The sequence below is a fragment of the Clostridium sp. CTA-1 genome (assembly GCF_054768215.1).
Map to the genome: position 1 here is coordinate 138,019 of NZ_BAAAAP010000002.1, position 23,950 is coordinate 161,968.

The 23,950-nt window shown below is 28.8% G+C and carries 19 protein-coding genes and 1 pseudogene; 15 read left to right on the plus strand and 5 right to left on the minus strand.

From position 1 onward, the window contains the following. The first annotated feature begins 19 nt into the window (after nucleotides 1–19). The 4 genes and pseudogenes from ACYUEW_RS02175 (at nucleotide 20) to ACYUEW_RS02190 (ending at nucleotide 8,319) form a co-directional block, all read left to right on the plus strand. Nucleotides 20–2,890, plus strand: coding sequence for an HD domain-containing protein (locus ACYUEW_RS02175; RefSeq protein ID WP_460276152.1), 2,871 nt, complete (start codon nucleotides 20–22; stop codon nucleotides 2,888–2,890). Nucleotides 2,891–3,432: 542 nt separating this feature from the next. Further along, complete coding sequence (locus ACYUEW_RS02180) at nucleotides 3,433–7,161, plus strand: nSTAND3 domain-containing NTPase (protein WP_460276153.1); 3,729 nt, start codon at nucleotides 3,433–3,435, stop codon at nucleotides 7,159–7,161. A gap of 425 nt (nucleotides 7,162–7,586) precedes the next feature. Next, the gene (locus ACYUEW_RS02185; RefSeq protein WP_021134143.1) at nucleotides 7,587–7,751 is read left to right on the plus strand and encodes a hypothetical protein; all 165 of its coding nucleotides are present in this window, start codon (nucleotides 7,587–7,589) and stop codon (nucleotides 7,749–7,751) included. Nucleotide 7,752: 1 nt separating this feature from the next. Next, a pseudogene (locus ACYUEW_RS02190) lies at nucleotides 7,753–8,319 on the plus strand (ATPase). Between the two features lie 79 nt (nucleotides 8,320–8,398). Here ACYUEW_RS02190 and ACYUEW_RS02195 read toward each other — a convergent pair. Next, complete coding sequence (locus ACYUEW_RS02195; RefSeq protein ID WP_003492912.1) at nucleotides 8,399–8,587, minus strand: cysteine-rich KTR domain-containing protein; 189 nt, start codon at nucleotides 8,585–8,587, stop codon at nucleotides 8,399–8,401. Between the two features lie 43 nt (nucleotides 8,588–8,630). Beyond that, nucleotides 8,631–10,028, minus strand: a complete 1,398-nt coding sequence (locus ACYUEW_RS02200) for an MATE family efflux transporter (protein WP_460276154.1) — start codon at nucleotides 10,026–10,028, stop codon at nucleotides 8,631–8,633. A 122-nt stretch (nucleotides 10,029–10,150) separates the two neighbouring features. On the opposite strand from ACYUEW_RS02200, the gene ACYUEW_RS02205 reads away from it, so the two are divergent. Beyond that, a complete protein-coding gene (locus ACYUEW_RS02205; RefSeq protein ID WP_163225527.1) occupies nucleotides 10,151–10,681 on the plus strand; it encodes a PadR family transcriptional regulator in 531 nt (176 codons plus the stop codon). Nucleotides 10,682–11,079: 398 nt separating this feature from the next. Here the strand turns inward: ACYUEW_RS02205 and ACYUEW_RS02210 are convergent, their stop codons facing one another. Continuing rightward, the gene (locus tag ACYUEW_RS02210; RefSeq protein ID WP_434293430.1) at nucleotides 11,080–11,961 is read right to left on the minus strand and encodes a DMT family transporter; all 882 of its coding nucleotides are present in this window, start codon (nucleotides 11,959–11,961) and stop codon (nucleotides 11,080–11,082) included. A 137-nt stretch (nucleotides 11,962–12,098) separates the two neighbouring features. Here ACYUEW_RS02210 and ACYUEW_RS02215 point away from each other — a divergent pair, with 137 nt between their 5' ends. The 5 genes from ACYUEW_RS02215 (at nucleotide 12,099) to ACYUEW_RS02235 (ending at nucleotide 14,997) form a co-directional block, all read left to right on the plus strand. Next, nucleotides 12,099–12,647, plus strand: coding sequence for a helix-turn-helix domain-containing protein (locus ACYUEW_RS02215; protein ID WP_041350059.1), 549 nt, complete (start codon nucleotides 12,099–12,101; stop codon nucleotides 12,645–12,647). A 291-nt stretch (nucleotides 12,648–12,938) separates the two neighbouring features. After that, entirely contained in the window at nucleotides 12,939–13,472 is a 534-nt protein-coding gene (locus tag ACYUEW_RS02220; protein ID WP_460276155.1) for an SMI1/KNR4 family protein, read from the plus strand. Beyond that, nucleotides 13,462–13,602, plus strand: a complete 141-nt coding sequence (locus tag ACYUEW_RS02225; RefSeq protein ID WP_460276156.1) for a hypothetical protein — start codon at nucleotides 13,462–13,464, stop codon at nucleotides 13,600–13,602. The genes ACYUEW_RS02220 and ACYUEW_RS02225 overlap by 11 nt, the downstream gene beginning before the upstream one ends. A gap of 83 nt (nucleotides 13,603–13,685) precedes the next feature. After that, a complete protein-coding gene (locus ACYUEW_RS02230) occupies nucleotides 13,686–14,651 on the plus strand; it encodes a helix-turn-helix transcriptional regulator (RefSeq protein ID WP_460276157.1) in 966 nt (321 codons plus the stop codon). An 85-nt stretch (nucleotides 14,652–14,736) separates the two neighbouring features. Beyond that, nucleotides 14,737–14,997: a TfoX/Sxy family protein gene (locus ACYUEW_RS02235; protein ID WP_030033739.1), complete on the plus strand. Its 261-nt coding sequence runs from the start codon at nucleotides 14,737–14,739 to the stop codon at nucleotides 14,995–14,997. 129 nt (nucleotides 14,998–15,126) lie between these two features. Here ACYUEW_RS02235 and ACYUEW_RS02240 read toward each other — a convergent pair whose 3' ends face one another. Then, a complete protein-coding gene (locus ACYUEW_RS02240; protein WP_460276158.1) occupies nucleotides 15,127–16,125 on the minus strand; it encodes a ketoacyl-ACP synthase III in 999 nt (332 codons plus the stop codon). 162 nt (nucleotides 16,126–16,287) lie between these two features. Between ACYUEW_RS02240 and ACYUEW_RS02245 the strand changes: the two genes are divergently transcribed. Further along, nucleotides 16,288–17,754: a methyl-accepting chemotaxis protein gene (locus tag ACYUEW_RS02245; protein WP_460276159.1), complete on the plus strand. Its 1,467-nt coding sequence runs from the start codon at nucleotides 16,288–16,290 to the stop codon at nucleotides 17,752–17,754. 232 nt (nucleotides 17,755–17,986) lie between these two features. Here ACYUEW_RS02245 and ACYUEW_RS02250 read toward each other — a convergent pair whose 3' ends face one another. Further along, the gene (locus ACYUEW_RS02250; protein ID WP_162489165.1) at nucleotides 17,987–18,148 is read right to left on the minus strand and encodes a hypothetical protein; all 162 of its coding nucleotides are present in this window, start codon (nucleotides 18,146–18,148) and stop codon (nucleotides 17,987–17,989) included. Nucleotides 18,149–18,647: 499 nt separating this feature from the next. Here ACYUEW_RS02250 and ACYUEW_RS02255 point away from each other — a divergent pair, with 499 nt between their 5' ends. From ACYUEW_RS02255 to ACYUEW_RS02270, 4 genes are all read left to right on the plus strand, one after another. Continuing rightward, on the plus strand, nucleotides 18,648–18,923 hold the full coding sequence (locus ACYUEW_RS02255; protein WP_003488818.1) for a CD3324 family protein: 276 nt from the start codon (nucleotides 18,648–18,650) through the stop codon (nucleotides 18,921–18,923). Nucleotides 18,924–19,121: 198 nt separating this feature from the next. Further along, nucleotides 19,122–20,675, plus strand: a complete 1,554-nt coding sequence (locus ACYUEW_RS02260; RefSeq protein ID WP_460276160.1) for an ABC-F family ATP-binding cassette domain-containing protein — start codon at nucleotides 19,122–19,124, stop codon at nucleotides 20,673–20,675. A 157-nt stretch (nucleotides 20,676–20,832) separates the two neighbouring features. Continuing rightward, on the plus strand, nucleotides 20,833–21,459 hold the full coding sequence (locus tag ACYUEW_RS02265; protein WP_460276161.1) for a DJ-1/PfpI family protein: 627 nt from the start codon (nucleotides 20,833–20,835) through the stop codon (nucleotides 21,457–21,459). A 687-nt stretch (nucleotides 21,460–22,146) separates the two neighbouring features. Beyond that, nucleotides 22,147–23,946 carry an AAA family ATPase gene (locus tag ACYUEW_RS02270; RefSeq protein WP_460276162.1) on the plus strand — a complete coding sequence of 600 codons (1,800 nt, stop codon included), beginning with the start codon at nucleotides 22,147–22,149 and terminating at the stop codon, nucleotides 23,944–23,946. The last annotated feature ends 4 nt before the right edge of the window (nucleotides 23,947–23,950 follow it).

Sequence of the window (23,950 nt, forward strand, 5' to 3'; positions counted from 1 at the left end):
TAGATTGGATGGGATAATTATGACTTCATTAATAATACCTAATAGATTTCGTAAAAGATTAGAAGTAGATACAGACTTAGATAATATAGTTAAATCAATAATACGTAAGTTTTCTCCAATTGTCAAAGAGAATAAATTAGAGTTTTTTCCTGAGTATACTGATCATGGATTTGCACATATAAATAAAACACTAGAGATAGCAGATAAAATAATTGATGATGAAACATTTGGTAAATTAAATACCCTAGATGTAGGTGTGATAATATTATCAATATTTTTGCATGATTTGGGAATGCATCTTACATACGAAGCATTTGTCAACATGATTAGTACAAAGTCTAACGATAGTATTGATAAAAGTATTGATAAGAAAACTTGGGCAATTTTATGGAAAGAGTATTTAGCAGAGGCAAAACTTTGGAGTGAAAAAAAAATAAAAAATATGTTTAATGATGATTTTAAAATAAAAGAGCCTCCTGTAAAAAGAGAAAAAGCAACTGAGGAAGATAAAAAATTTATTGGTGAATTTATACGACGAAATCATCCAAGAATAGCATATGAAATATGTGTATTTGGATTTCCGACAATTAATGGAGATAAAATGGAATTTTCGGATGATAGTGATATAGACATTAAATTAAAGAAAATAATTGGATATATTGCAAGAAGTCATGGATTAAATATATGGGATAATGTTAAATATATAGAAGAAGAGTTTGGAAGAGATCAAATAAAAACTACAAAAAATGTACATGCAATATATGTAATGGTAGCTTTAAGAATGGCTGATTATTTGGATATGGATAAGGCTAGAGCTAATACTCCAATTCTTAAGTTTAGGAAAATAAATAGTACTATATCAGAGTTGGAATGGATAAAGCACAATGTTGTGGATCATGTTGCAATGGACTATCAAGATGACCCAGAATCAATTTTTGTATATATCAATGATATTAAAGAAAGCAAAGTATATTTAGCAATAGACAGTTTAATAAAAGATATGCAAAAGGAGCTTGACACATGTTGGGCAGTTTTAGGAAAAGTATATGGTGCTTATGAAAATTTGAAGCTTACATTTAGAAGAATACATTCTAATATGGATAATAAAGATATATTCTTGAAAAATGTTAATTTTATACCAAAGAGAATTAAATTTGATTCAAATCCTGATATTTTAAAACTTTTAGTCCAACCATTATATGGAAAAAATCCAGCGTATGGAATAAGAGAAATATTACAAAACGCAATAGATGCTTGTATCGAAAAAGAAAAAATTATTAATGATAAAGAGGAAATGAAAGTAATAATAACTATTTCAGAGGATGAAAAATATTTGTCAGTAGAAGATAATGGAATAGGCATGAATGAAAATATACTAATAAATTATTTCTTAGTGGCAGGAGCTTCTTTTAGAGATAGTGATATGTGGAAAAAAGTTTATTATAAAAATAATAAAAGTATAGTACCAAGGAGTGGAAAGTTTGGCATTGGAGTTTTTGCAAGCTTTATTCTTGGGGATGAAATAGAGGTAGAGACGATTAGATATAAAGAAGACATTGGATATAAATTTAAAGCTAATATAGAAACTGATCAAATTCAATTAATTAAATTTGAGAATAATGATAAAAAATCAGGAACTAAGATTAAATTAAAGCTTTATGATGGCATTAGTGATATATTAAAAGAACAATTTGAAGAAAGGCAAGATAATAAGGTAAGATGGAATAAATGGTATTATGCTAGTAATCCCAAATTGATAATTAATGTACCTACAAGTTGGAATAAATTAAGTGAGCATGATCAAATCAAAATTAATTTATATGATGAAGAATTAGATGAGGATTGGAGTTCTATAAAACCTGAAGGGTTTTATAGAGTAGATTGGACATATAGATTATATGAAAATAACATTTTTTATAATGGAATAACTATACAAGACAAGTATTATCCATTCAGGTTTGAAACGTATAGGTTTCCAGAAGAATTCAATCTACCATCTGTTTCAGTTGTAGATAATGATGCTAACCTTCCTTTGAATCTTGATAGAAATGGAATAAGTGACGATAAATTACCATTTGAAAATGATCTAGTAACTGATATTTATAAAGATATTATTTCAAAATTATTAGTATCTAAAAGTATAAGTGAATTACATAAAGGTTATTTAATAATTAAAGATACTAAATTAATTCATCCATCTATTGGTAGGGCATATGTAATGTCTGGTGTATTAAAGTCACATGAATTGTTATTATCAAAAAGAGGATTTAACATATTACATTCCCATAATATTAAAAAATTAAATTTGAAATCAATTAATAAAATTTGGATTGATAATAAAGTTGAAAGATTAACTGATAGTAAACTAATATCTAATTTAGAAAGTATAGTAGTTACAGATGAAAGTTTAACATCAATACAGAAATTTAAAGAAGCCATTGAGAGTAGTGATATTAACCTAGGAAAAAAATATGATATAACAAACAAACGTATATTTATTAAGAAAAAGGATTTTGATTACATATTTGAAGATGGTAAAAAAAGAATGACAGCTAGTTTTAGAAAAGATATTAAAATAGAAAATAAAAGTGAGAATTGGTATTGTATAACTTATGGTAATATACCAAAAACAAATTTAGACATTAATGACTTTGAAAAAAATACTAAAACTATAAATTTATTTGTAGAATATTACTATAAAGAAAATACTGATGATGATATGTACAATGGCTATTCTAGATATTATTATAAATGTACTATTTTAGAGGATATAATGGACAAATATATTAGCGAAGAAGAATATATCCCATACGATATAAAAAAGAGACGGAATACATATAAAGAAGCTTTCAAAGAACTGAGTAAATACATGAATAAATATAAGGAATAATAACATAATTGTAAATCTATGTTAAAATGTAAATATAGATTTATTGAATTAAATTATAAGGATAAATATATATTATAACAACAAATAAAAATTGTAAGGAATACTTAGAGTAATAAGAACTTTGAGTATTTCTTTTTCGATTTCAAGGAGGGATAAAGATGATAAAAGTGTAGGGAATAGAATCAAAATACTCAAAGGAAATGCTAAAGAAAATAGAAGAAATAATAGTACTATTAGTCGATAATTAGGGTACTAATAAAGATGTATACAAAGACTTAGGAGGACATATGGTACTACTGGAATCAAAAGAAGATTCATATTATAATTTTGGTATTGATTGGAAAAACGGCATTTGGAGTAGTTGAGAGAAATCGTATCATAAATAAGAGGGATTTATAGCCTTATCTATTGATATTACTTAGCTAGGGGTGTCTTTAGTAGGAAAATATAATACATTATAAATAGTTTTTATCAAAAATGCTATTTAATAGTATAATAAAATTAAATGTTATTATTGGGCAATAAAGGGGAGGAAATAAAATTTGAGTAGGATAAATTCAATTCAGCAAGCTATCATGCAGTTAGATGGTGGGGAATATCAAAAATTAATGGATGCATATCTATATAAGAAATTTAAGTATACGAATATTGAACCGTTAGGTTCTCATACAAGAACGAATAAAGTTACTAAAGGGATTCCTGATTCATATGTAAAATTGGATAGTGAAAAGTATATCTTAATAATGTATGGTACAGTTGAAAGCACGTCATATGAAAAGATAGAGAAAGATATAAAATCGTGTTTAGATGTGAAAAAGATTAATATTGATATAAAAGAAATCGAAGAGATAATATGTTGTTATACATCAACTAATATTCATTTTGAGCAAAAGAAGAAGTTAGAAAATATGATTAAGGGTGTAAAGATAACATTAATAGGAATAGGAAGTGTTTCACATGATTTATTAATAAACTATCCTACAATTGCATCTGATTTTTTAAATATACCAATAGATACTGAGCAAATATTTGAAATTGATGATTTTATAGATAAATATGATAAAAACAAGATGAATGCTTCAATTAATATGGAGTTAGTACACAGGGAGAATGAAATAGAATCATTAATTAATAAAATTGAAGAAAGTAAGGTTGTTTTAGTATTTGGAAAATCTGGGATAGGTAAAACTAGATTAGCACTAGAGATAGCAAGGATATATAGAGATAAGCGTAATTTTCATGTATTTTGTATAAAGAATAATGGGCAAATGTTATATAATGATTTAAAATATTATTTATCAGATTCAGGAGAGTATTTGTTATTTATAGATGATGCCAATCAAACTACTCAGTTAGAGCATGTATTAGATTATGTTATAACACCACCTGAAGGAATAAATGTTAAGATTATAATGACAATAAGAGATTATGCAAAGGATAGAGTAAAACAGGTAATATATAATAAAGTAATTCCTCAAGAAGAAGAAATAGATGTTTTAAATGATGAGGTTATAAAAGAGATTTTGAGTAAGAATCTAGGCATAAAAAATAATAAATACTTAGATCAAATAGCAAGGATATCAAAAGGAAATGCAAGATTAGCAGTTTTAGCAGGAAGAATTGCTTTGAAGAATGGATTATCATCAATATATAATTCAGTGGATATATTTAAATATTATTATGGAAAGATTATTGAAAAAGAATTTTTTGATAGAAATAAGATTATAGCTGTATTTGTTATTACACTATTAGGACCATTTGAATATCAAAGTAATGAAATAGCAATAGAAATGTTAAGAGACAATGGGATAAATGAAGATGAGTTTTATGAATTATGCTATGAACTTAATAATAGTGAAATTATTGATTTATACATGGATAAAGTAGTCAAAATTAGTGACCAAAGTATGGGAGACTATTTATTATATTATGTTCTAATAGAGAAGAGATATGTCGTATTAGCAAATGTTATTAAAAATTTGTTTAAAAGATATAAACGTAAACTAATCTATGCTTTAAATACAATTGTAACATTGTTTAATAATGAAGAGTGTTTAAATTACATAGAAGATCAAGTAAATAAGGTGTGGAACACTATAGAAGATGAAAATGAGAAGTTTGAATATGTAAAAATATTTCATACAATGAATGAAGAAAAGTCATTAGCGTACATAAAAAATAAAATAGATAAGATGGATAAAGATGATATATTGCTAGATAGCTTTAATTTAAAAGATAAAAAGAATAATAATTCTATTAAGTCAGAGATAGTTGAGGTGCTAGGTGGATTTAAATATTCTAATAATTATGATCTGGTACTTGAGTTAATTATATATTATTTTAAAAAGAAGCCATCTGAGGCATTGGATTTTTATCTTTTATTCTCAGATAGGTTAGGGTATGATCAGAATTCTTTTGATTATGAATATAAGAGAGAATTATTAAATGTTCAATACTTATGGAAAGAGGCTAATAAAGGTTTAGATATAAATTTAACTATATTATTGCTAAATATAATTGAAAAATATATTGAATTTGAATTTCATAGAACTGAAAGTAAAGGTATGAGATCATTTAACTTTATTACATTTAATTTGTGTATGTGTGAAGGCTTAGAAAAGTTAAGAAAAATATTATGGAGCATTTTAGGAGAGTTATATAAGCAGGAAAGGTACAAAAAAATTATAAATAAAATATTGCTAAGCTATAATCCACATTCAAAGAATGAAAAACAACTAAAATTGATATATGAAATGGATTTTAAATTTATAAAGGAGTATATATTTAAACAGATATTATCACCAGATTTTATACAATGTAAAGTCTTTAAGCAGTTTAGTGTAATAAACAAAAGATTAGAAATTAATATGGATGCGGTATTAGAAAAGTATAAAGGAAATGAAGAGTTTTTAATATATAACACTTTAATTAAGAATTATGAACTTGGTGTAGATTGGAAGGTAGAACAAGAGAAGAGAAAAGAAAATATTTATAACATGATAAAAGATTATGAAGAATACGATTTTATTAAGTTATTTAATTTATGCAATAATATTTTAGATAAAAGTGAAAATAGAGAGTGCTGGGAGTTGCAAAATGGAATAACATTTTTATTTGATGGAATTAAAGGAAATTCAAAAAAATATATCACAGCAATAAAAGCATATTTGAAATGTGATATGCCTTTCTCTAATTGGATAAGTGATAAAATATCTATTCTTGTTAAATTTATAGGTATCGAACAAACTGAAAAAATTATCTTTAATTATGAATATAAGCAAAAAAATAGTTGGATATATGAATTTTTATTTTGTATTCCAATAGAAAAAAGAACCATAATATATGCAAATTTATTAAGAAAAACTTTTGAAGAGGAAATAAAAAAAGAACAACCAGTAATACCTAATGTTCAATTTATAGCGCTGTATAAAGATATTGATGAGAATATAGTATGTGATTTATCTTCAAAATTATTAACAATAAATTCATTCCCAAAATCTTACGCTATACAGTCTTTTTTAGGACATAGCTTAGATAAGGATGATGCTGATATGATTTTAAGTATATTTACGAAAGATATTAATATATTAGAAGATTTATACTTGAATATAATTGAAAGTGACATAGATTATGAAGGTAATTTATTTATTAGTTTAGTAAAAAATAATGTAGATTTTTTAAAAAAATTTGTGCAACAGATAATAAATATTAATAATAGAGGTTGTCATATAGAGAATTTTGAAAAGTTATGGGAACAGGAAAACTATGATGAGCTAATTAAAATATCATTTGATACAATAATAAGCTCTAAAGATAATATAAGTTTATGGTTTTGTGAAAGCAATATAGAAAATATATTTATGGATAACACTAATACTTCAAAAATAATTAAGGATAGAAAAGTAGAGTGGATAAAAAATTATATTAAAACATTTTCAAATAATGTAGATTACTTAAATTTAATCTTTCAGGTAGTGATGTCTACTCTTAGACTTCATATAAGGGAGCTTATATTATATTTTCTCAATATAAATAAAAATATAGAGATCTTTAAAACAATACCATTATTTCCCAGCGGCAAATCATGGTCCGGAAGTGAAGTTCCTCTCATAGAAGAAGAGATTAATTTTTTAAATAAATTAATTGATAGCATAAATGGAATAGATTATATTGAACATAAGGCGTATCTAAAAGAGCTTATTTTAAATGAGGAGAAATACAAACAACAAGTATTAGTCCGAGAGTATTTAGAAGATAGAGATTTATCATAAGTAAATGATATTTTCAAATAAAGTTGACAAAGTATATATCTATATAAATAGATTTCAAATAAAGAGAGGTATTTTTGTGAGTGTTTAGCAAGCTCAACTTAAGGTTTCGCAAGGATCCCCGGAGGATGTAAATAAATACAATTTATTTTGCTAAAATCTGTTGTGACTGCCATAGTTCATGTATATCTACTAAGTCAAAATAAAAGGTATAAAAGAATCTATTTTTCAAGTGCTTAGCGTTGTTAAATACTTCAAAATAGATTCTTTTTTAGATTTAATAGTTAGAAAAGTTTAGAATATGATATGGAGAAACGTATCTATGGAGAGCTAAAATTAGAAGGTAATTTGAAAGAGAGTAGGTTTATTATTTGATGAATTCGGTATATAATATTATATAAATAACTTTCTTTTAGGAGGTACTTTATATGGAAAATAAAGATATTAATTTATATGATATTTTTATAAATTACTCATACAATGAATTGAAGGAATTATTTAAAAATGCAAAGACAAAAGAAGAGCAAGATTTTTATATGACCTTATCTAATTTAGTATTGCAAAAAGAACAAGCCAAGGTTATAGGTAAATAGCATGTCAACTTATACAATTTTTGCAGGAGTAAATGGATCAGGTAAAACTTCAATTTATCAATCTATCTATTATAATGAAAATAAAGATGAAAAAAGAATAAATACTGATGAAATGGTAGCTAGAATTGGTTCTTGGAAAGACAATAATCTTCAAATAAAATGTGCAACAGAAGCTGTCAAATTAATAAAACAATATATTTTACAACAGATATAATTTAATCAAGAAACAACGCTGTCTGGGAAAAGTATAATAAAGAATATAAAGTTTGCAAAGGAAAAGGGTTTTTATATAATTATGAACTACATAGGGCTGGAAGATCCAGAAGTTGCTAAAGAGAGAGTTAAAATTAGAGTAAGTAAAGGTGGACATGGGATACCTTATAAGGATATAGAAAGAAGATATTATGATTCACTAAACAACTTAAATAATGTAATTGAAATGTGTGATGAAGTAAATATATATGATAATACAGAAGTATTAAGAGAATTTATATATTTAAAAAACAATAAGATAATATGGAAAGATAAAAAAACACCTAATTGGGCAAATAATATATTAGAAAAGTAGCTAGTAAAATAATAAAATTTTACTAGCTACTTTTGTATAAAAATGAGCCGATAATTTGTGAGGTACAACGTCCTCTAAATTATCGGCTCTGCGTCTTTGCGTCTGGCTCTTTGATAACGGTCATCTTTAATTCATTAACATTTATTAAATTTTCCTTTTTACACTTCGGACAGAATAGTAGAAAATTCTTTAATTCTGTATCTGTTCTTACTTTTACTCTGGTCTTGTTTTGGCATATAGGACAATATAACCAATTTGCTTTTAACATTAAATATCACCTCTTTTTCCATGATGGAATTATCAATAATAAGTTAATTCAAAGTTGAACTATGACGTTCATCAATGGTAGAAATAGAGTCTGATTTTATTGCATTTAATTCCTTATGAAGATGGACTGCCATGAATACAGTGATAATGGTAGAGATTACATCAGAAATCGGTTGTGCGTAAAGAATGCCATTTATACCCCAAATCATTGGAACAACTAGAATAACAGGTATAAAGCAAATCCCCTGTCTGCAAGCTCCAAGGATAAAGCCTTTTTTAGCTTTTCCTAGAGAAAGGAAAAGTGATGAATATACAGTATAGTAACCAAAGAGGAAGAAAGACAAACCATTTGCCCTTAATGCATTCTGACCGATATTTATTAATTCCATATCACCTGTTGTAAATTGAGAAATAATTGTTGTAGGGAATAAAGCCATTATCAATCCAAAGATTGCACAAAATATTGTTGACCATTTTATAGAGGTCCTAATTGCTTCATATAAGCGTTCGTATTTTTTTGCTCCATAGCTATATCCTGCGATTGGTTGAAAACCTTTAATAAATCCAAATACCATTAGGCTACCCATAGAAATAATTCTTGTTACAGCTCCCATTCCAGCAATTACAGAGTCACCATATCCTTTTGCTTGCATATTGATAAGCGTAATTGAAAGACTAGTCAATAGCTGAAATACAAGAGTGGGAATACCTATTTTCAAAATCTCAGACATAATTTCTTTTGAAAAACAACATTCTTTAATACTAAAACTGAAAACACTTTTTTTTCTGAGTACATAGCCTAAATATACTAATGTAGAAACAACTTGTGAAATAGCTGTGGCAATTGCAGCACCAGCTACCCCTAAATCTAAAACGTAAATAAAAATTGGGTCTAAAATAATATTTAATATAGCACCCGTTAGTAAAGCACACATTGTAGTTTTAGCAGCACCTTCACTTGTCACAATATTGTTCATTGTAACATTAAATACATTAAAGATTGATGAAATTACATAAATCCTTGTATAAGTTATTGCATAAGGTAGAATACTTTCAGTTGCACCTAAAAGTTTTAAAATTGGATTTAGAAAAATGATAGTGCAGATAATAATTACTGCTCCAACAAAAATACTGCTATATAGGGCGGTGCTGGCTACCTTATTTGCAGTTTCTTTATCGCCATGCCCTAATAATCTGGAAATGTAAGAAGAAGCTCCGTTTCCAAATAACAGTCCTAGTCCTACGACAACCTGCCCAAGTGGGAATGCAACAGATATTGACCCCATTTGACTGGTTCCTAGTCCTCCAACAAAATAAGCATCTACCAGATTGTATAATGCATTAATCATCATACCAATCATGATAGGAAGCCCCATTGCTAAAAGTGCTTTGGGTATTGGAGCACTTCCTAGCAGTTCCATTTTCTTGTTACGTTCATTCATGATGAAATCTCCTTTCTATTGACACAAGGTATAAAATATAGTACTATAAATTATAGTAATTTTGCTATGAAATCTATACTACTATAAATTATAGTAGTTGTCAATAAGAAAGGGAGAAGATTATGGCAACAATAGATTTGATTGTATTAGGGATACTAAAAAAAGAATCTTTAAGTGCTTACGATATTCAAAAATTAGTAGAGTACCGTAACATATCTAAATGGGTGAAAATTAGTACACCATCAATATATAAAAAAGTAATTCAGCTAGAAAAAAAAGGATATATTAAGGGTACTATAGTTAAAGAAGGAAAAATGCCAGAGAAAGCAGTTTATTCTCTGACCAATGCTGGAGAAATAGAATTTGAAAAATTAATGTTAGGAATTGCTTCTGAGCCAATTAATATTTTTTTAGATTTTAATGCTGTAATAGTGAATTTGAATAATCTTTCATTAGAAAATCAAAAGATCTGTTTAAATAATATTGAGAATAATGTGAAAGATATGAAATTAAATATAGAAGAAAATATTAATTCTAAAGAGAATATACCAGAGATTTCTGAAACAGCAAAGGCAGTTTTGCAGCAACAATATATACTGGCACAAGCAATTGAACAATGGCTTAATTCAATAAAAGCAACCTTTGAAAATTAATAATGAAATATTGAGTATGGTAGTACAGAATTCTTTTTGCATTGGTATTTTTGGTGGATAAAAGCGTGCAAATTTCATTTGGGAAATGCACGCTTTTGATTTATCCCACAATCCCCCAGTTACTATCTTTTTCAAGTATCAAATCAAGCTGTGAAATTTGTACTGCTAAAGATATTCTTATGTCTACAGCAGTGCAGAGATTCATTGAGCTTATTTAATATTAGATTATTTATTTGAACTGTATCTTTAAGAGGCGATAAGTATGGAGAAAAATATTGCATGTTATATTGAAAAGCAAGTTGAGAGAACTATAAAAAATGCCTCTGTAGATTAGTGCAGTGGCATTTTTGAGTCTAAATTTATTAGTTAAATTAGTTGGCTATCTAATCTAGAATTTACTATAGAATATTGCTAGTCTTCTTTTTTTGAGCATATATTTCATTGAAAAAGGTTGCTCCAAGTATCAGAATACCACCAATTATCTGTACAATCGTCATTTTTTCATGCAGAAATATGGATGCTAAAAGGATAGCGACTACCGGATCAATATAACTTAAAGCTGCTACGCTCTGAGCAGAAAGTTCTCGCATAGATGAAAAATATAATAGATAAACAACTCCAGTATGTATGACACCTACAATCAAAAGCAATACAATCGGTGTTACTGTCATTTCGTCAAGCTTAAATCCTTCGCTCATAAGTACGTAGGCAAGCAGTGAAATAGCTGAAACCCCTAATTGTACAATAGAGCTTTCAATTCCTTTAATATCCTTCAAGCACTTATTTAAGAATATTACAGTTGCATAAAGAACCGCTGATCCAAGACCGTATAGAATACCTACAAAATCATTGGCACCGGCTTTTTTGCTTACCCCTGCAATACAAGCCAGTCCCACTAAGGCAGCAACGATACACAGTACCTTTAATACACTTAATGGCTCCTTCAAAATCAGTGGAGACAGAATCATTACAAGTACAGGAGCGAAGTAGTAACATATGGTCGCATTGGATATGGTTGTGTACTTATAAGCTTGAAAAAGAAGAATCCAGTTTACACTGAGTGCAATACCTGAAGCAATCAAAATCCATAGGTTTGCCTTTATATTCTTTCCACTTATCTTCTGACCTGACATTAAACTAAAAACAAAGACAAATGCACAGCCCAATATGCCTCTTACCAGTGCAATCTGCGCAGATGAGAACGGAATACTCCTAACGAACAAACCAATGCTTCCTACAATTAACATTGACAAAAGAAATTCAATCCTTGCTATCTTCATTATTATCCTCCTTTAAACTGCCTTTTGATTGCAATCGCAATGGCAATTCGATAAAATATATTTTACAACTATTCGTTTTATTGAACGTTAGTTATATTTTACGATTGTACCATATATTTGTCAATAGGAGGATTACTATGAACTTGAATGATATAATTTCAGCAAATTTAAAGAAGTTAAGAACAGATCGCAATCTTAGTCTAGGTCAGTTATCCGAGTTATCCGGTGTTAGTAAGGTAATGCTCTCTCAGATAGAGAAAGGAGAATCCAACCCAACCATCAACACAATTTGGAAGATTGCCAACGGACTACAGGTCACATATACCAAGCTGATTGACTCGCCAATGGAGGATGCCGTTGTCATCCACAAAGTCGACACAAAGAAGCAATCCGAGAATACGAATTCCTTTATCTCCTACTGTTACTATACCACCAATCCCAACCGTAATTTTGAACTATTTAAGGTTGAGGTAAAGCCACATTGTGAGTATAACTCTGATGGTCACGCTCCTAAAACTCAAGAATATATTCTTGTGGATCGAGGTGAATTGACGATTCAGCTGGCTACAGGAAAATATGTGCTTAAGGAAGGAGACTCTATCCACTTTGACTGCTATCTCCCACATATTTTTATCAATCATCTGGATACGATGCTTGAATTTACAGATATTATTTATTACTTATAAAAATTCTGTGAATATAAAAATAGGTGAAATTAAATTATAATTTTCGTAGGTTAATTTTATATTTATATATAACTAGAATAAAGGGCTAAATTACTTTTACATTTAGTCTAATAGTAATTGTAAATAAATCATCTATTTTTTAGTATATAAATTACCATTATGCATTTCTATGATTTTAGTGCATGTTTTTAATCCTATTCCTGATCATAAGTAATACTATATTTACAAAATATGCTATAATTAAGTGGAAAAAATAATTTTTTAGTGTAAGACAATAGGAGTTGAGTAGTTATGTTTGATGATAATATATTGAAAAATCTTTGGAATGATTGTGATTATTCATATAAAGAATATATATCTGACTATCCTACAGATGAAATAATAAAACAGGTAGAGCAGGAAATATTGTACAAATTGCCTGAATCATATATAGAGTTAATGCGTATTCATAATGGAGGACTTCTCAAGAAAGATGCTATTCGTACAGAAACTCCTACAAGCTGGGCAGAAGATCACATAGGCATAACAGGATTATTTAGTATTGCTTTAGACAAATCATGTTCATTGTGTGGAGAATTTGGAAGTAGATTTTGGATTGAAGAGTGGAAATATCCTGACATTGGGGTTGCAATAGCTGATTGTCCATCAGCTGGACATGATATGATATTTTTAGATTATAGGGAATGCGGACCTAAAGGGGAACCAAGTGTTGTACATATTGATCAGGAATATGATTATGCAATAACTAAATTAGCAGATAATTTTAAAAAGTTTATTTGTAATTTAATTAGTGAAGAGGAATTTCATTTAGAGGATGAGTCATAAGGAAATGGCTTTTACATATCATAGCATGGAGAATGGCAACGGTGCAGAGAAAAATTTCTTTGATAGGGGTATTAAAAACCTCATATTGCAGGCCAGACGCAAAAATGCAGAACTTAAAAGAGAAAAATGAAATAACAGCAAGTAAAATCAAGCAGTAATCTCTCTATTTCTTTATAATAAATGTAGGACGGTTGAAACGAGGTGAACAGACGAATGTACGAGTGGCAGAAGCAAATTCAAATAATCGTTGATGAAATTGACAAATGTATTAAAACTTATAATGATGAAGCCTTGACACTACGCTTTCTTTCTCGCAGGCTGGGTTATTCCGAATTTTATACAACGAGAAAATTTAAAGAAATATCGGGTATGCAATTTAGGGATTATCTGCGGCATAGAAAATTAGCCTTTGCACTAAAAGAGGTTCGGGATAGTGAAAAAAGCATTTTGGATATTGCCTTTGATTATGGTTTTTCATCACATGAAGCTTTCACCAGAGCTTTCAAGGGAACATATGGTGTAACTCCAAGTGAATACCGAAAAAAGCCTAATCCTGTCGTTCTTCGTACAAAAATAAACCCTTTCGATCGCTACTTTTTAGGATTGGGAGAGATTGGTATGATGAAATCTACAGATGATGTTAAAATTTATTTTGTAACCATTCCCGCACACAAATTTTTGCACATTAAAAACTATGAGAGTAATGGGTATTGGGATTTTTGGCAAAAGCAAAGTCTTATTCCGGGACAGGACTGCGAAACAATTTGCGGTTTACTCGATAGTATCAAGGGAAAATTGGATGATGATGGTGGGAGCGAATCTAACAGCGGTAGCGGTCAGATTATGGCGTACATTAATGACCCGGACGGCAGACTCTGCGATTGGGGTATTCCACGTACAGAGTGTTATGGTGTACGTCTTCCTTTTGATTATAAAGGCGAAGTACCACCACAAATGCTTATGATTGATGTTCCCGAAGCCGAGTATATTGTTTTTGAACATGGGCCATTCGATTATGAGCAGGAAAATCGTAGTGTGGAGGAAAAGATTGAAAAGGCAATGGCAACTTTTGATTTTGCAGGCACTGGTTACTGCTTTGATACTTCCCCCGGTAGAATAATTTACTTTTATTTTAATCCGGAACGGTTTTTTAAGTATATCAGGCCAGTGCGAAAGTAAATAAAATCGACTGCCTATCCACTATTGTTTCTAACGAGAAAACCAAACAGGAAATAACAAATTCCAATTTGAAAGGAAGTTTTCTATGGGAGAATTATCAAAATTACCTAATATCGGAAAAGAAGTTGAAAGTCAGTTGAATAAAGTAGGTATATTTAGTTATGATGAATTAAAGGATATTGGCACAGAACAAGCATGGCTGAAAATACAAGAAATTGATTCTTCTGCGTGTATTCATAGATTGTTAGCACTGGAAGGTGCAATTCAAGGTGTTAAGAAAACAGCCTTACCACAGGAACGAAAAGCAGAGCTAAAAGATTTTTATAATTGGCATAGATGTAAGTAGTAATTTTAAGTATAGGTTATTTATATAACTTATACTAGGGAGGATGTAGGTAAATTTGTTTTTACACAAATATACCTATATACTCACTTTAGAACAAAAAAAGTTCATATATGACTTTGTGATTTAATATTAATATCTAAGTAGTATGCATGACGCAACCACACCAGCTCCAACTGTCCATAAAATAACATGATCTCCAGGCTTAAGGGTACCATTTGAAACAGAATCGGCTAAGGCAATAAATGGACTTGTAACACCTGTATATCCAAATCTGTCACCTACGAATGGGAATTTATGCTCTGGTTCTTCTAAAGTCTCTCTTATCATATCAATATTTTTCTTTGCAAATTGAGATAGACAATATAATTTAACATCATCTTTAGTTAGATTATTTCGATCTAGTATTTCATTTATTGAATCAACAGAACTGGCAAAGGCCTCATCTGTATTAAAATCTGTCCATTCTATTATTCTATTATCTTTTGGTGTATCTTCATCTATTGGTAATACCTTAGAAAAGCCATCAGGAGGAAATTTTATATAGCAGCTTAATGAGCTATCTACGTAAGATGAACTATCTATGAAATCTGATATGTTATCTTCAGTGTTTTCTAATAAAACAGCACATGCAGATTCTCCAAAGTTAGAATAAGTAATAGGCTCTGATCTTCTTGAATATCTAACTACTAAATCTGAACCTACAAGTAAGCTATATTTAATTCTGTTATTGCTTTTCATTGTTCTACAGATTTGATCCATTGCAATGATCATTCCTGCACAATTGCCATTCATATCATATGCATTTGTATTCTTAGATAAACCTAAAGCATCATGAATTTTAACAGCATTTGTAGGAGATAGATATTCTGGGGTAGAAGATACAAATACAACTAAATTTATATCTTGTGCATCTATATTTGCAGTCCTTATTACTTTTTTACAAGCTTCTATAGCCATAGTTAAAGAATTTTCATGAAAATCTTCAGAAACATATCTCTGATTTCTTCCAGTAACATTTAATAATCCGGAAATATCTACATCTTGCTCTGAAAAATGTTTCAAAAAATATTCATTAGAATAGCTTGTTTTAGGATGGTAATATTCGATGTTTTTAATTTTTATATTCATTTTATCTCCGCCTTATCTTTATTGTTAAATATATTCATTTACAATTATCGAAGAATATTTCAGCAAATTAAGAAAATTATGCAGAAAAATGTTGAATGTGGTAAAGTTGTGTAGTGATATTACGAATAATAATAATGGTATATTGACCAAGGGGGTGTAGTAATGGATTACAAAAAAAACGTAGAATTGAAGAATAAAATTATGCTGGCAGGATTTATAGCATCCGTAGTATTAAGGGCAATTTTTGATGTGATTTTAAAGGTAGATAGGAATGCCATATTAATATTAGTTGGACTTTCCATACCTTTAGCTGTAATTGACTTTATATTAATAAAAAAGAAATGTATTATTCAAACAATGTATTATACGGTAATAATGTATACTGCTGTTATATGTATAATGTTTATATCAGACCCAAATTGGGCTAATTTTATTTTGATATATTATGGTGTTATATTAATGAGTGTATATCAAGATTTAAAAATATTAATTATTGAAGCAATTTTGTCCATAGTACTTGTAGTGTATTTCTTCTTAGGCTATAAAACAACCCTCTTTGCTTCCGTAAAATACTATGAATTAGTATTTTATATAGCATACATAGTAGCAGGAACGGCTATATTATCGATTAATGCCATTACTACCAAAAGTATTTATAAAGATTTAGAAGAAACTCATAAAGCTACTGAAGAAGCTAAATCTAGAGCAGAGTTGTTGCTAGAAAAAATATATAGTACTATAAAAATTTTAACAGCAACTAATGAGAAAATAAAAAGTGGAATTTCTGTAGCAGGACAAATAGCAGAAGAAATAACTAGCTCTACAAGCGATGTCGCTAATAGTGCAACCAAAGAAGTTGATGTAATGATTGGAATGAAAGCCTCAATAGAGGGCGGAGTAGAAAAAGTAGAAGAAGTTACGAATGCTATTAAAACTATGGAGGAATCATCCAAGTCAACTGAAAATGTTGTATTAGAAGGTAATAATAAAGTAGATATATTATCTTCGGAAATGAATAAGGTAAATACAAATATTTTAAGTGTGGTATCCATGATAAATGAATTAAGTGACGAAAATGCAAAAATAGTTCATATTATTAACAGTATTACAAAAATATCAGAGCAAACCAATCTATTAGCCCTTAATGCATCAATAGAAGCAGCTAGAGCTGGAGAGTATGGAAAAAGTTTTGCTGTAGTTGCAGAAGAAGTAAGAAAACTTGCTGAGGATTCGAAAGAATCTACAGATCAAATAGAATTAATATTGAATAATATATCTAATAAAACAAAGGTAGTTGCAGAAGAAATATTAAAAGAAGAAAAGTCAATCGAATTATGTAATGAGCATACAAATGATGTTAAAGAGTTATTTAAAGATGTTAATAAGAATACTTCTAATGTATTAAGTTATTCAAGCAGTGTTGGATCACAATCTATATCGCTTGAAAATACGATGAAAAGTACATTAAGTTTAGTAAAGGATATTAGCCAAACTGTAGAATCCACTACAGCTGCTATGGAAGAAATTTTTACGTCAATTGATGAGCTTAATAATAGTATAATAGATATAACAAGTAGTTATGACGAAATAGATGATATATGTAATGAGTTAAATTCTATAAGTGAATAATTTATATGTTAGTCAAAAATTTTTATATAAAATAATGTTAGATGTTTATTTTTTATAGAAATTTGATATAATATAAGTAAGATTCTAAATCTTTGATTTAGATAATCGAACTTACACAGAGGTGTAAATAAGAAAAGCTTAGTGCTGGTAACACTAAGCAATACTTAGAACATTTATTTTGTTTTAGGGCTATTAGATAAAATTTATTATGTGAATTTAAGAGACTAAAGCACTATTCTTTGTCGGATGGGTGCTTTTTCTCTTTGCCATGAAGTTCTATATGAATACCAAGAAATTTAATCTTGATAGTTAACTTAGAAATAAAAAGATTATGTTGTAAAATTAATTTAATAATATAAATAGTAACAAAGCTTTTTATAGTCAGTTCTAGCATATCCAATACCACCCCCCAACTATGATGAAATATTCACCAATAGTCCAAGGGGGATAAAATGTTCAAAACCCCCGTAGCCATCCACTACGGAATTCTTAATTTCTACTTTAGAATTATACCATAATTATGTAGAGTATATACACAAGAATAAAATGGAAAAGCATCATTTGTAGATGATACGGAGAAGCGTACCATAAGTAGATGCGGTTTTCACTAAATTTATATGATACATGTTTAGAAGATAAATGATACTAATTAATAAAAAGTTAATGGGAGTGGTTGGGGAAATTGACACAAGTAATTAAAGTGATATAATTTAGAATAAAAAGGAAGGTGGATTGCAATGTTATTAGTTATAGTAGTTAGCTCCATGCAAAGATTGTAGTATATGAAAAACTTTTGCTTGGAGCCAATATATTAATATTGAGTTTTTCATATTTTAGTCAACCTTTGCATCTTCATTTATACAGTTGATAAATGTAGATTGGAGCGAAGAATTATGAAATATGAAAAAGCACAAAATATATTGCCAGATGGTATAATTGAGATTATTCAAAATTATATTGATGGTGGATATATTTATATACCTAAAAAAAATGAAAATAAAAAGTCTTGGGGAGAAAATACTGAAACTAAAAGATATCTTAAAGTAAGGAATAAAGAGATATTTAATAAATATTCTTCAGGAGCTTCTGTTAAAATATTGGCTGAAGAGTACTTCCTAACAGAAGGTAGTATTAGAAGAATAATAAGAAATCATAAAAGTTATGGTTAATATAAAAGGCATGTTTTTCACATTTATTACTATGAAAAACATGCCTTAAATTTTTATACTAAGTTTATAATCATTTTCATATTATTTATTTTAGCGCCATCTCCTGTGCTCATAAACAGTACAGATTTATTTATGAACTTGGACTTAAGCCTTTGTGGTGTTATCATTCAATCAAAGGATACAAGGAGGTGTAGAGTTATGAGCATTTTAACAGTTGAAAACATGAGTCATTCATTTGGAGATAGAATATTATTTAAAAATGTATCCTTTAGATTATTAAAAGGAGAGCATATTGGTCTTGTTGGAGCTAATGGTGAAGGTAAGTCGACCTTTATGAAAATTATTACAAATGAAATTTTAGTTGATGAAGGAACTATTGATTGGAATAGTAAATTTAGCATTGGATATATGGATCAATTGGTTGAATTAAAAGAAGGAATTACTGTATTCAATTTTTTAAAAAAGGCATTTATAAAGTTATTTGATATAGAGAATAAAATTAATGATTTATATAATGATCTTGGCAATATGGATAAAGCGAGAATGGATAAAACGTTAAACCAAATTGCAACCATGCAAGAGATTTTAGATAAGAATGATTTTTACAGTATTAACTCTAAAATACAAGCAACTGTAGTTGGACTTGGGATTAAAGAGCTTTTAGAAAGGGATGTTTCAGCTTTAAGTGGAGGACAAAGAACTAAAATTTTACTTGCAAAACTACTCCTAGAGAAACCAGATATTTTACTACTAGATGAGCCAACTAACTATTTAGATGAAGAGCACATAGAATGGCTTAAAAGTTATTTAATAAATTATGAAGGTGCATTTATATTAATATCACATGATAATAGTTTTTTAAATAGTGTAGTAAATGTGGTTTATCATCTTGAGCACAAAACCTTAACAAGATATGCGGGAAACTATGATCATTTTGTTAATCTTTATGAAGTACGAAAAGAGCAGAGGTTAATTCAATATAAAGAGCAGCAAAACGAGATTGCAAAGCTTGAAGATTATATAAGGAAAAATAAGGCAAGGGCTTCGACTGCAAAACAAGCTAAATCAAGAGAAAAAAAGCTTGATAAAATTGAAAAAATAGAAATCAAAAAAGAAATCATAAAACCATATTTTAATTTTAAAAGTGTGAGAATGCCAGAAAATATAATTTTCAATGCCAGTAATTTAATTATTGGGTATAACACACCATTAAGCAAACCTCTAAATTTAAAAATGAAAAGAGGACAAAAAATTGCAATAACAGGTGCTAATGGAATAGGTAAAACTACTTTAATAAAAACTTTACTTGGACTTTTAAAACCTATAAATGGTGAGGTGACTTTAAGCGATTATAAAAAGATAGGATATTTTGAACAGGAAATTATAGAAGATAATGCTGGTTCAGTTTTATATGATGTTTGGAATGAGTTCCCTGATCTAACTCAAACAGAAGTAAGGAGTAGTCTTGCTAAATGTGGGTTAACAAGGCAGCATATAGATAGCCCTATTAATATATTAAGTGGAGGAGAACAGGCTAAGGTTAGACTGTGTAAGTTAATCAATGAACCTAGCAATGTATTAGTCTTGGATGAACCTACAAACCACTTAGATATTTATGCGAAAAATGAGCTTAAGCATGCTTTAAAAGAGTATGATGGTAGCATAATTCTAGTATGCCATGAGCCAGAGTTTTATAAAGATATTGCAACGGATATATGGAATTGTGAAGATTGGAGATGTTGTAGTGTGTAATATAAGGGTGAAATAATTTTTTAATAAAAAATTATGAGAACAGTGACATATAGGTGTCACTGTTTTTGTGTTAGAATATTTTTAAATTAAGGTTTGTGCTAAGTAATTATGAAAAAATAGCCTTAAAAATCATACAATCAATTTTAGGAGGAACATAATGAAGAAAATTATATATCTTTACATTTTAGAATCTATGGCTGAATGGGAAGTTAGCTATATTCTGCAAGCCATTAGTATGGAATCTATGTTGAAAAAACAAAATAGAGAATTTGTAATTAAAACTGTTAGCACTAGTAAGAATCCAATAAAAACAATTGGCGGATTAACTATAACTTCAGATTGTTTATTAAATGAAATGGATGAAGATAATATGGTTGCCTTGCTTTTGCCTGGTGCAGAATCATGGAACAGTGAAGAAAATAATCAGATTTTAGAAAAAGCTTTATCATATATAGATAGGGGTATTCTTGTAGGGGCTATATGTGGAGCCACACTTGCTTTGGCTGATTTAAAAGTTTTAGATAAATTCAAGCATACAAGCAATTCTTTAGATTATCTAACATTATTTTCAAAACAATATAGTGGTAAAGAGTTATATGTTAATTCTCCAGCTGTTATAGATTGCAACTTGATAACAGCAAGTTCAGCAGGAGGTTTATTATGGGCGAAACACATTATACAATATTTGAATGTTTTCCCTTGTGAGATTATTGAATCCTGGTACAACTATTATTCTACTGGTGATGCTAAACATTTTACAGAGCTTATTTCACAAAGTATTTAATAAAAAATTCAATAATATATGTTTTGGATATATGTAGGTAAATTTGTTTTCCACAAATTTACCTACATTTTATTATGATGATTTGATAAACACAATTCTTGGCTTCAGAGGGCGTTTTTACTCCCACTAAAGCTTAGGGAATGGTTATCCAGGGATGTAACCACTCTTTACTCCCACTTTGAAGAAGATGAGAGTATCAAAACGGATAGTCATCAGATAAAGTTTATAAATACAAGAAAAGTGAAATTTGTGGTGACTGCCATAGTTCATATATATTTACTAAGTTAAAATAAAAAGATATAAAAGAATCTATTCTTCAAGTGTTTAGCATTGTTAAATACTTGGAAGTAGATTCTTTTCTACATTTAATAGTTAGAAAAGTCTAGAGTATGATATGGGGAACTGTATCATAAGTAAATGAGGTTTTTATAAAATTGGATAAAGGTATGGTGGGAATATAAAACTATTCTCTACAAGTAAGAAAGTTGACTAGAATCATTTACAAGACAGTTTACTCTAAGTTGTAACCGAATTAATCATATATTACAGAAGTGTAAATATGTCTTTAATATTTTAAGGTATAATTGTACTATTTATAGTATACAAATATACAAATTTGTTGAATAAGACCATATTAAGTAATAAAATAATGTTATGACAAATATTATACAATAAAGGAGAACGTATATGATAGATTTGGACAGTATTAATCCAGAAGAAAAATTAGCAATAGTGTGTTTGTATTTTTCTCAAATAAAGAGTGATGATGTTAGATATGCTAAAAAGAAGTGTTCTAATGCATTAAAGGTTGTAGCTAATAGATTCGGTTTTACATATTCTAAGGCAAAAAATGATAGAGACGCATTCGATGCATTGTATGATAATGGTCGAAGGGGATGGACAGATAGACCATTACAAAAAAGAAGTCGTTTTTTATTTTCAATTTATGAAAAGTATAAAGATATACCGTTTGATGATTTGGAAAAAATAGCGAATGAGATTATCAATAAGGCTATGATTGAAGGTCGTCCTTACTTTAGTATAAAAACAAAAGATCCTAATACGGTTAAGGCAATTTTGGAAAAAGAATCTAATATTGAATTTGATGGATTAAATATTCTACAAGATTCACTAAAACTAGGTCAAATTGTTTTTATTGTTTTAGGAGGAGACAAGCCGCAGTGGGATACTGGACTAATTGGTATGGGCATTATTTCCAAAGAACCCTATGATATAGGATATAGGGGGAAAAATTATCGCATAAAGGTAGATATTAAATTACTACTTGATAAAGCAATAAAGAGAGAAGATTTACTATCATATAGAGATACATATGGTATCATTGGTATTGGTCCTATTGTTAAATGGGAACCAAATCAGGCACTTTCTCAAATTCAAGAAAAAAATGCAATTGCACTGATGAGAGCAATGCTGGAATTAAGTCCAAGTATTGAAAATGATTTATCGTCTATTATTGATGCTGAAATGTTTGCAAGAGTTAAAGGTGTTACTACAAGATATGTAGAAATAGAAGTAGGCTATGGAGAGAAGGTTAAGGATTCAGTAGCTACTTCACTAGATACTTTATTCGAAACAGATGAGGACTACAAATACAAAAGGGAAAATGAAGATAGTTATAATTTATATACAAAAGAGGATTTTCTTAAAGAGGTATTTATTAGTGAAAAGACATATGAAGAATTATGTAGCTTATTAAAATACAAGAAAAATCTAATTTTACAAGGAGCACCAGGAGTAGGGAAAACATTTGCGGCAAAACGACTTGCGTATTCTATTCTTGGATGTAAAGATTCAAGATGTATACAGTTAGTACAGTTCCATCAAAGTTATAGTTATGAAGATTTTGTTATGGGTTATCGTCCAAATGGTAATGGCTTTGAATTAGTAGAGGGACCTTTCTACCAATTTTGTGAAAAAGCAAGGAAGAGTGATAGAGAGCATTTTTTCATTATAGATGAAATTAATCGTGGTAATATGAGTAAGATATTCGGGGAATTACTTATGCTTATAGAGGCAGATAAGCGTAATGAAAGTATTAATATGATTTATACAAATAAATCATTTTCTGTTCCAGATAATGTATATATTATTGGTATGATGAACACCGCTGATAGAAGCTTAGCAATGTTGGATTATGCATTAAGAAGAAGGTTTTCGTTTTACGAATTATCTCCAGCATTTCAATCAGATGGATTTGGTAAAATTCTTGATTTGTTTAAAAGTACAAAGCTAGCAAAATTAATAGAAGTGGTTAAGAGTTTAAATATTGAAATTTCTACTGATGATACATTGGGACCAGGCTTTCAGATTGGCCATAGTTATTTTTGTAAAAAAGATAAACTTGATAATAAGCAACTAGCTATGATTGTAGAATATGAATTAATTCCTCTATTAAAGGAGTATTGGTTTGATGAATTGAGTAAGGTTGAACAGTGGGCATCTCAGCTACGTGGTGCTTTAATATGATAAA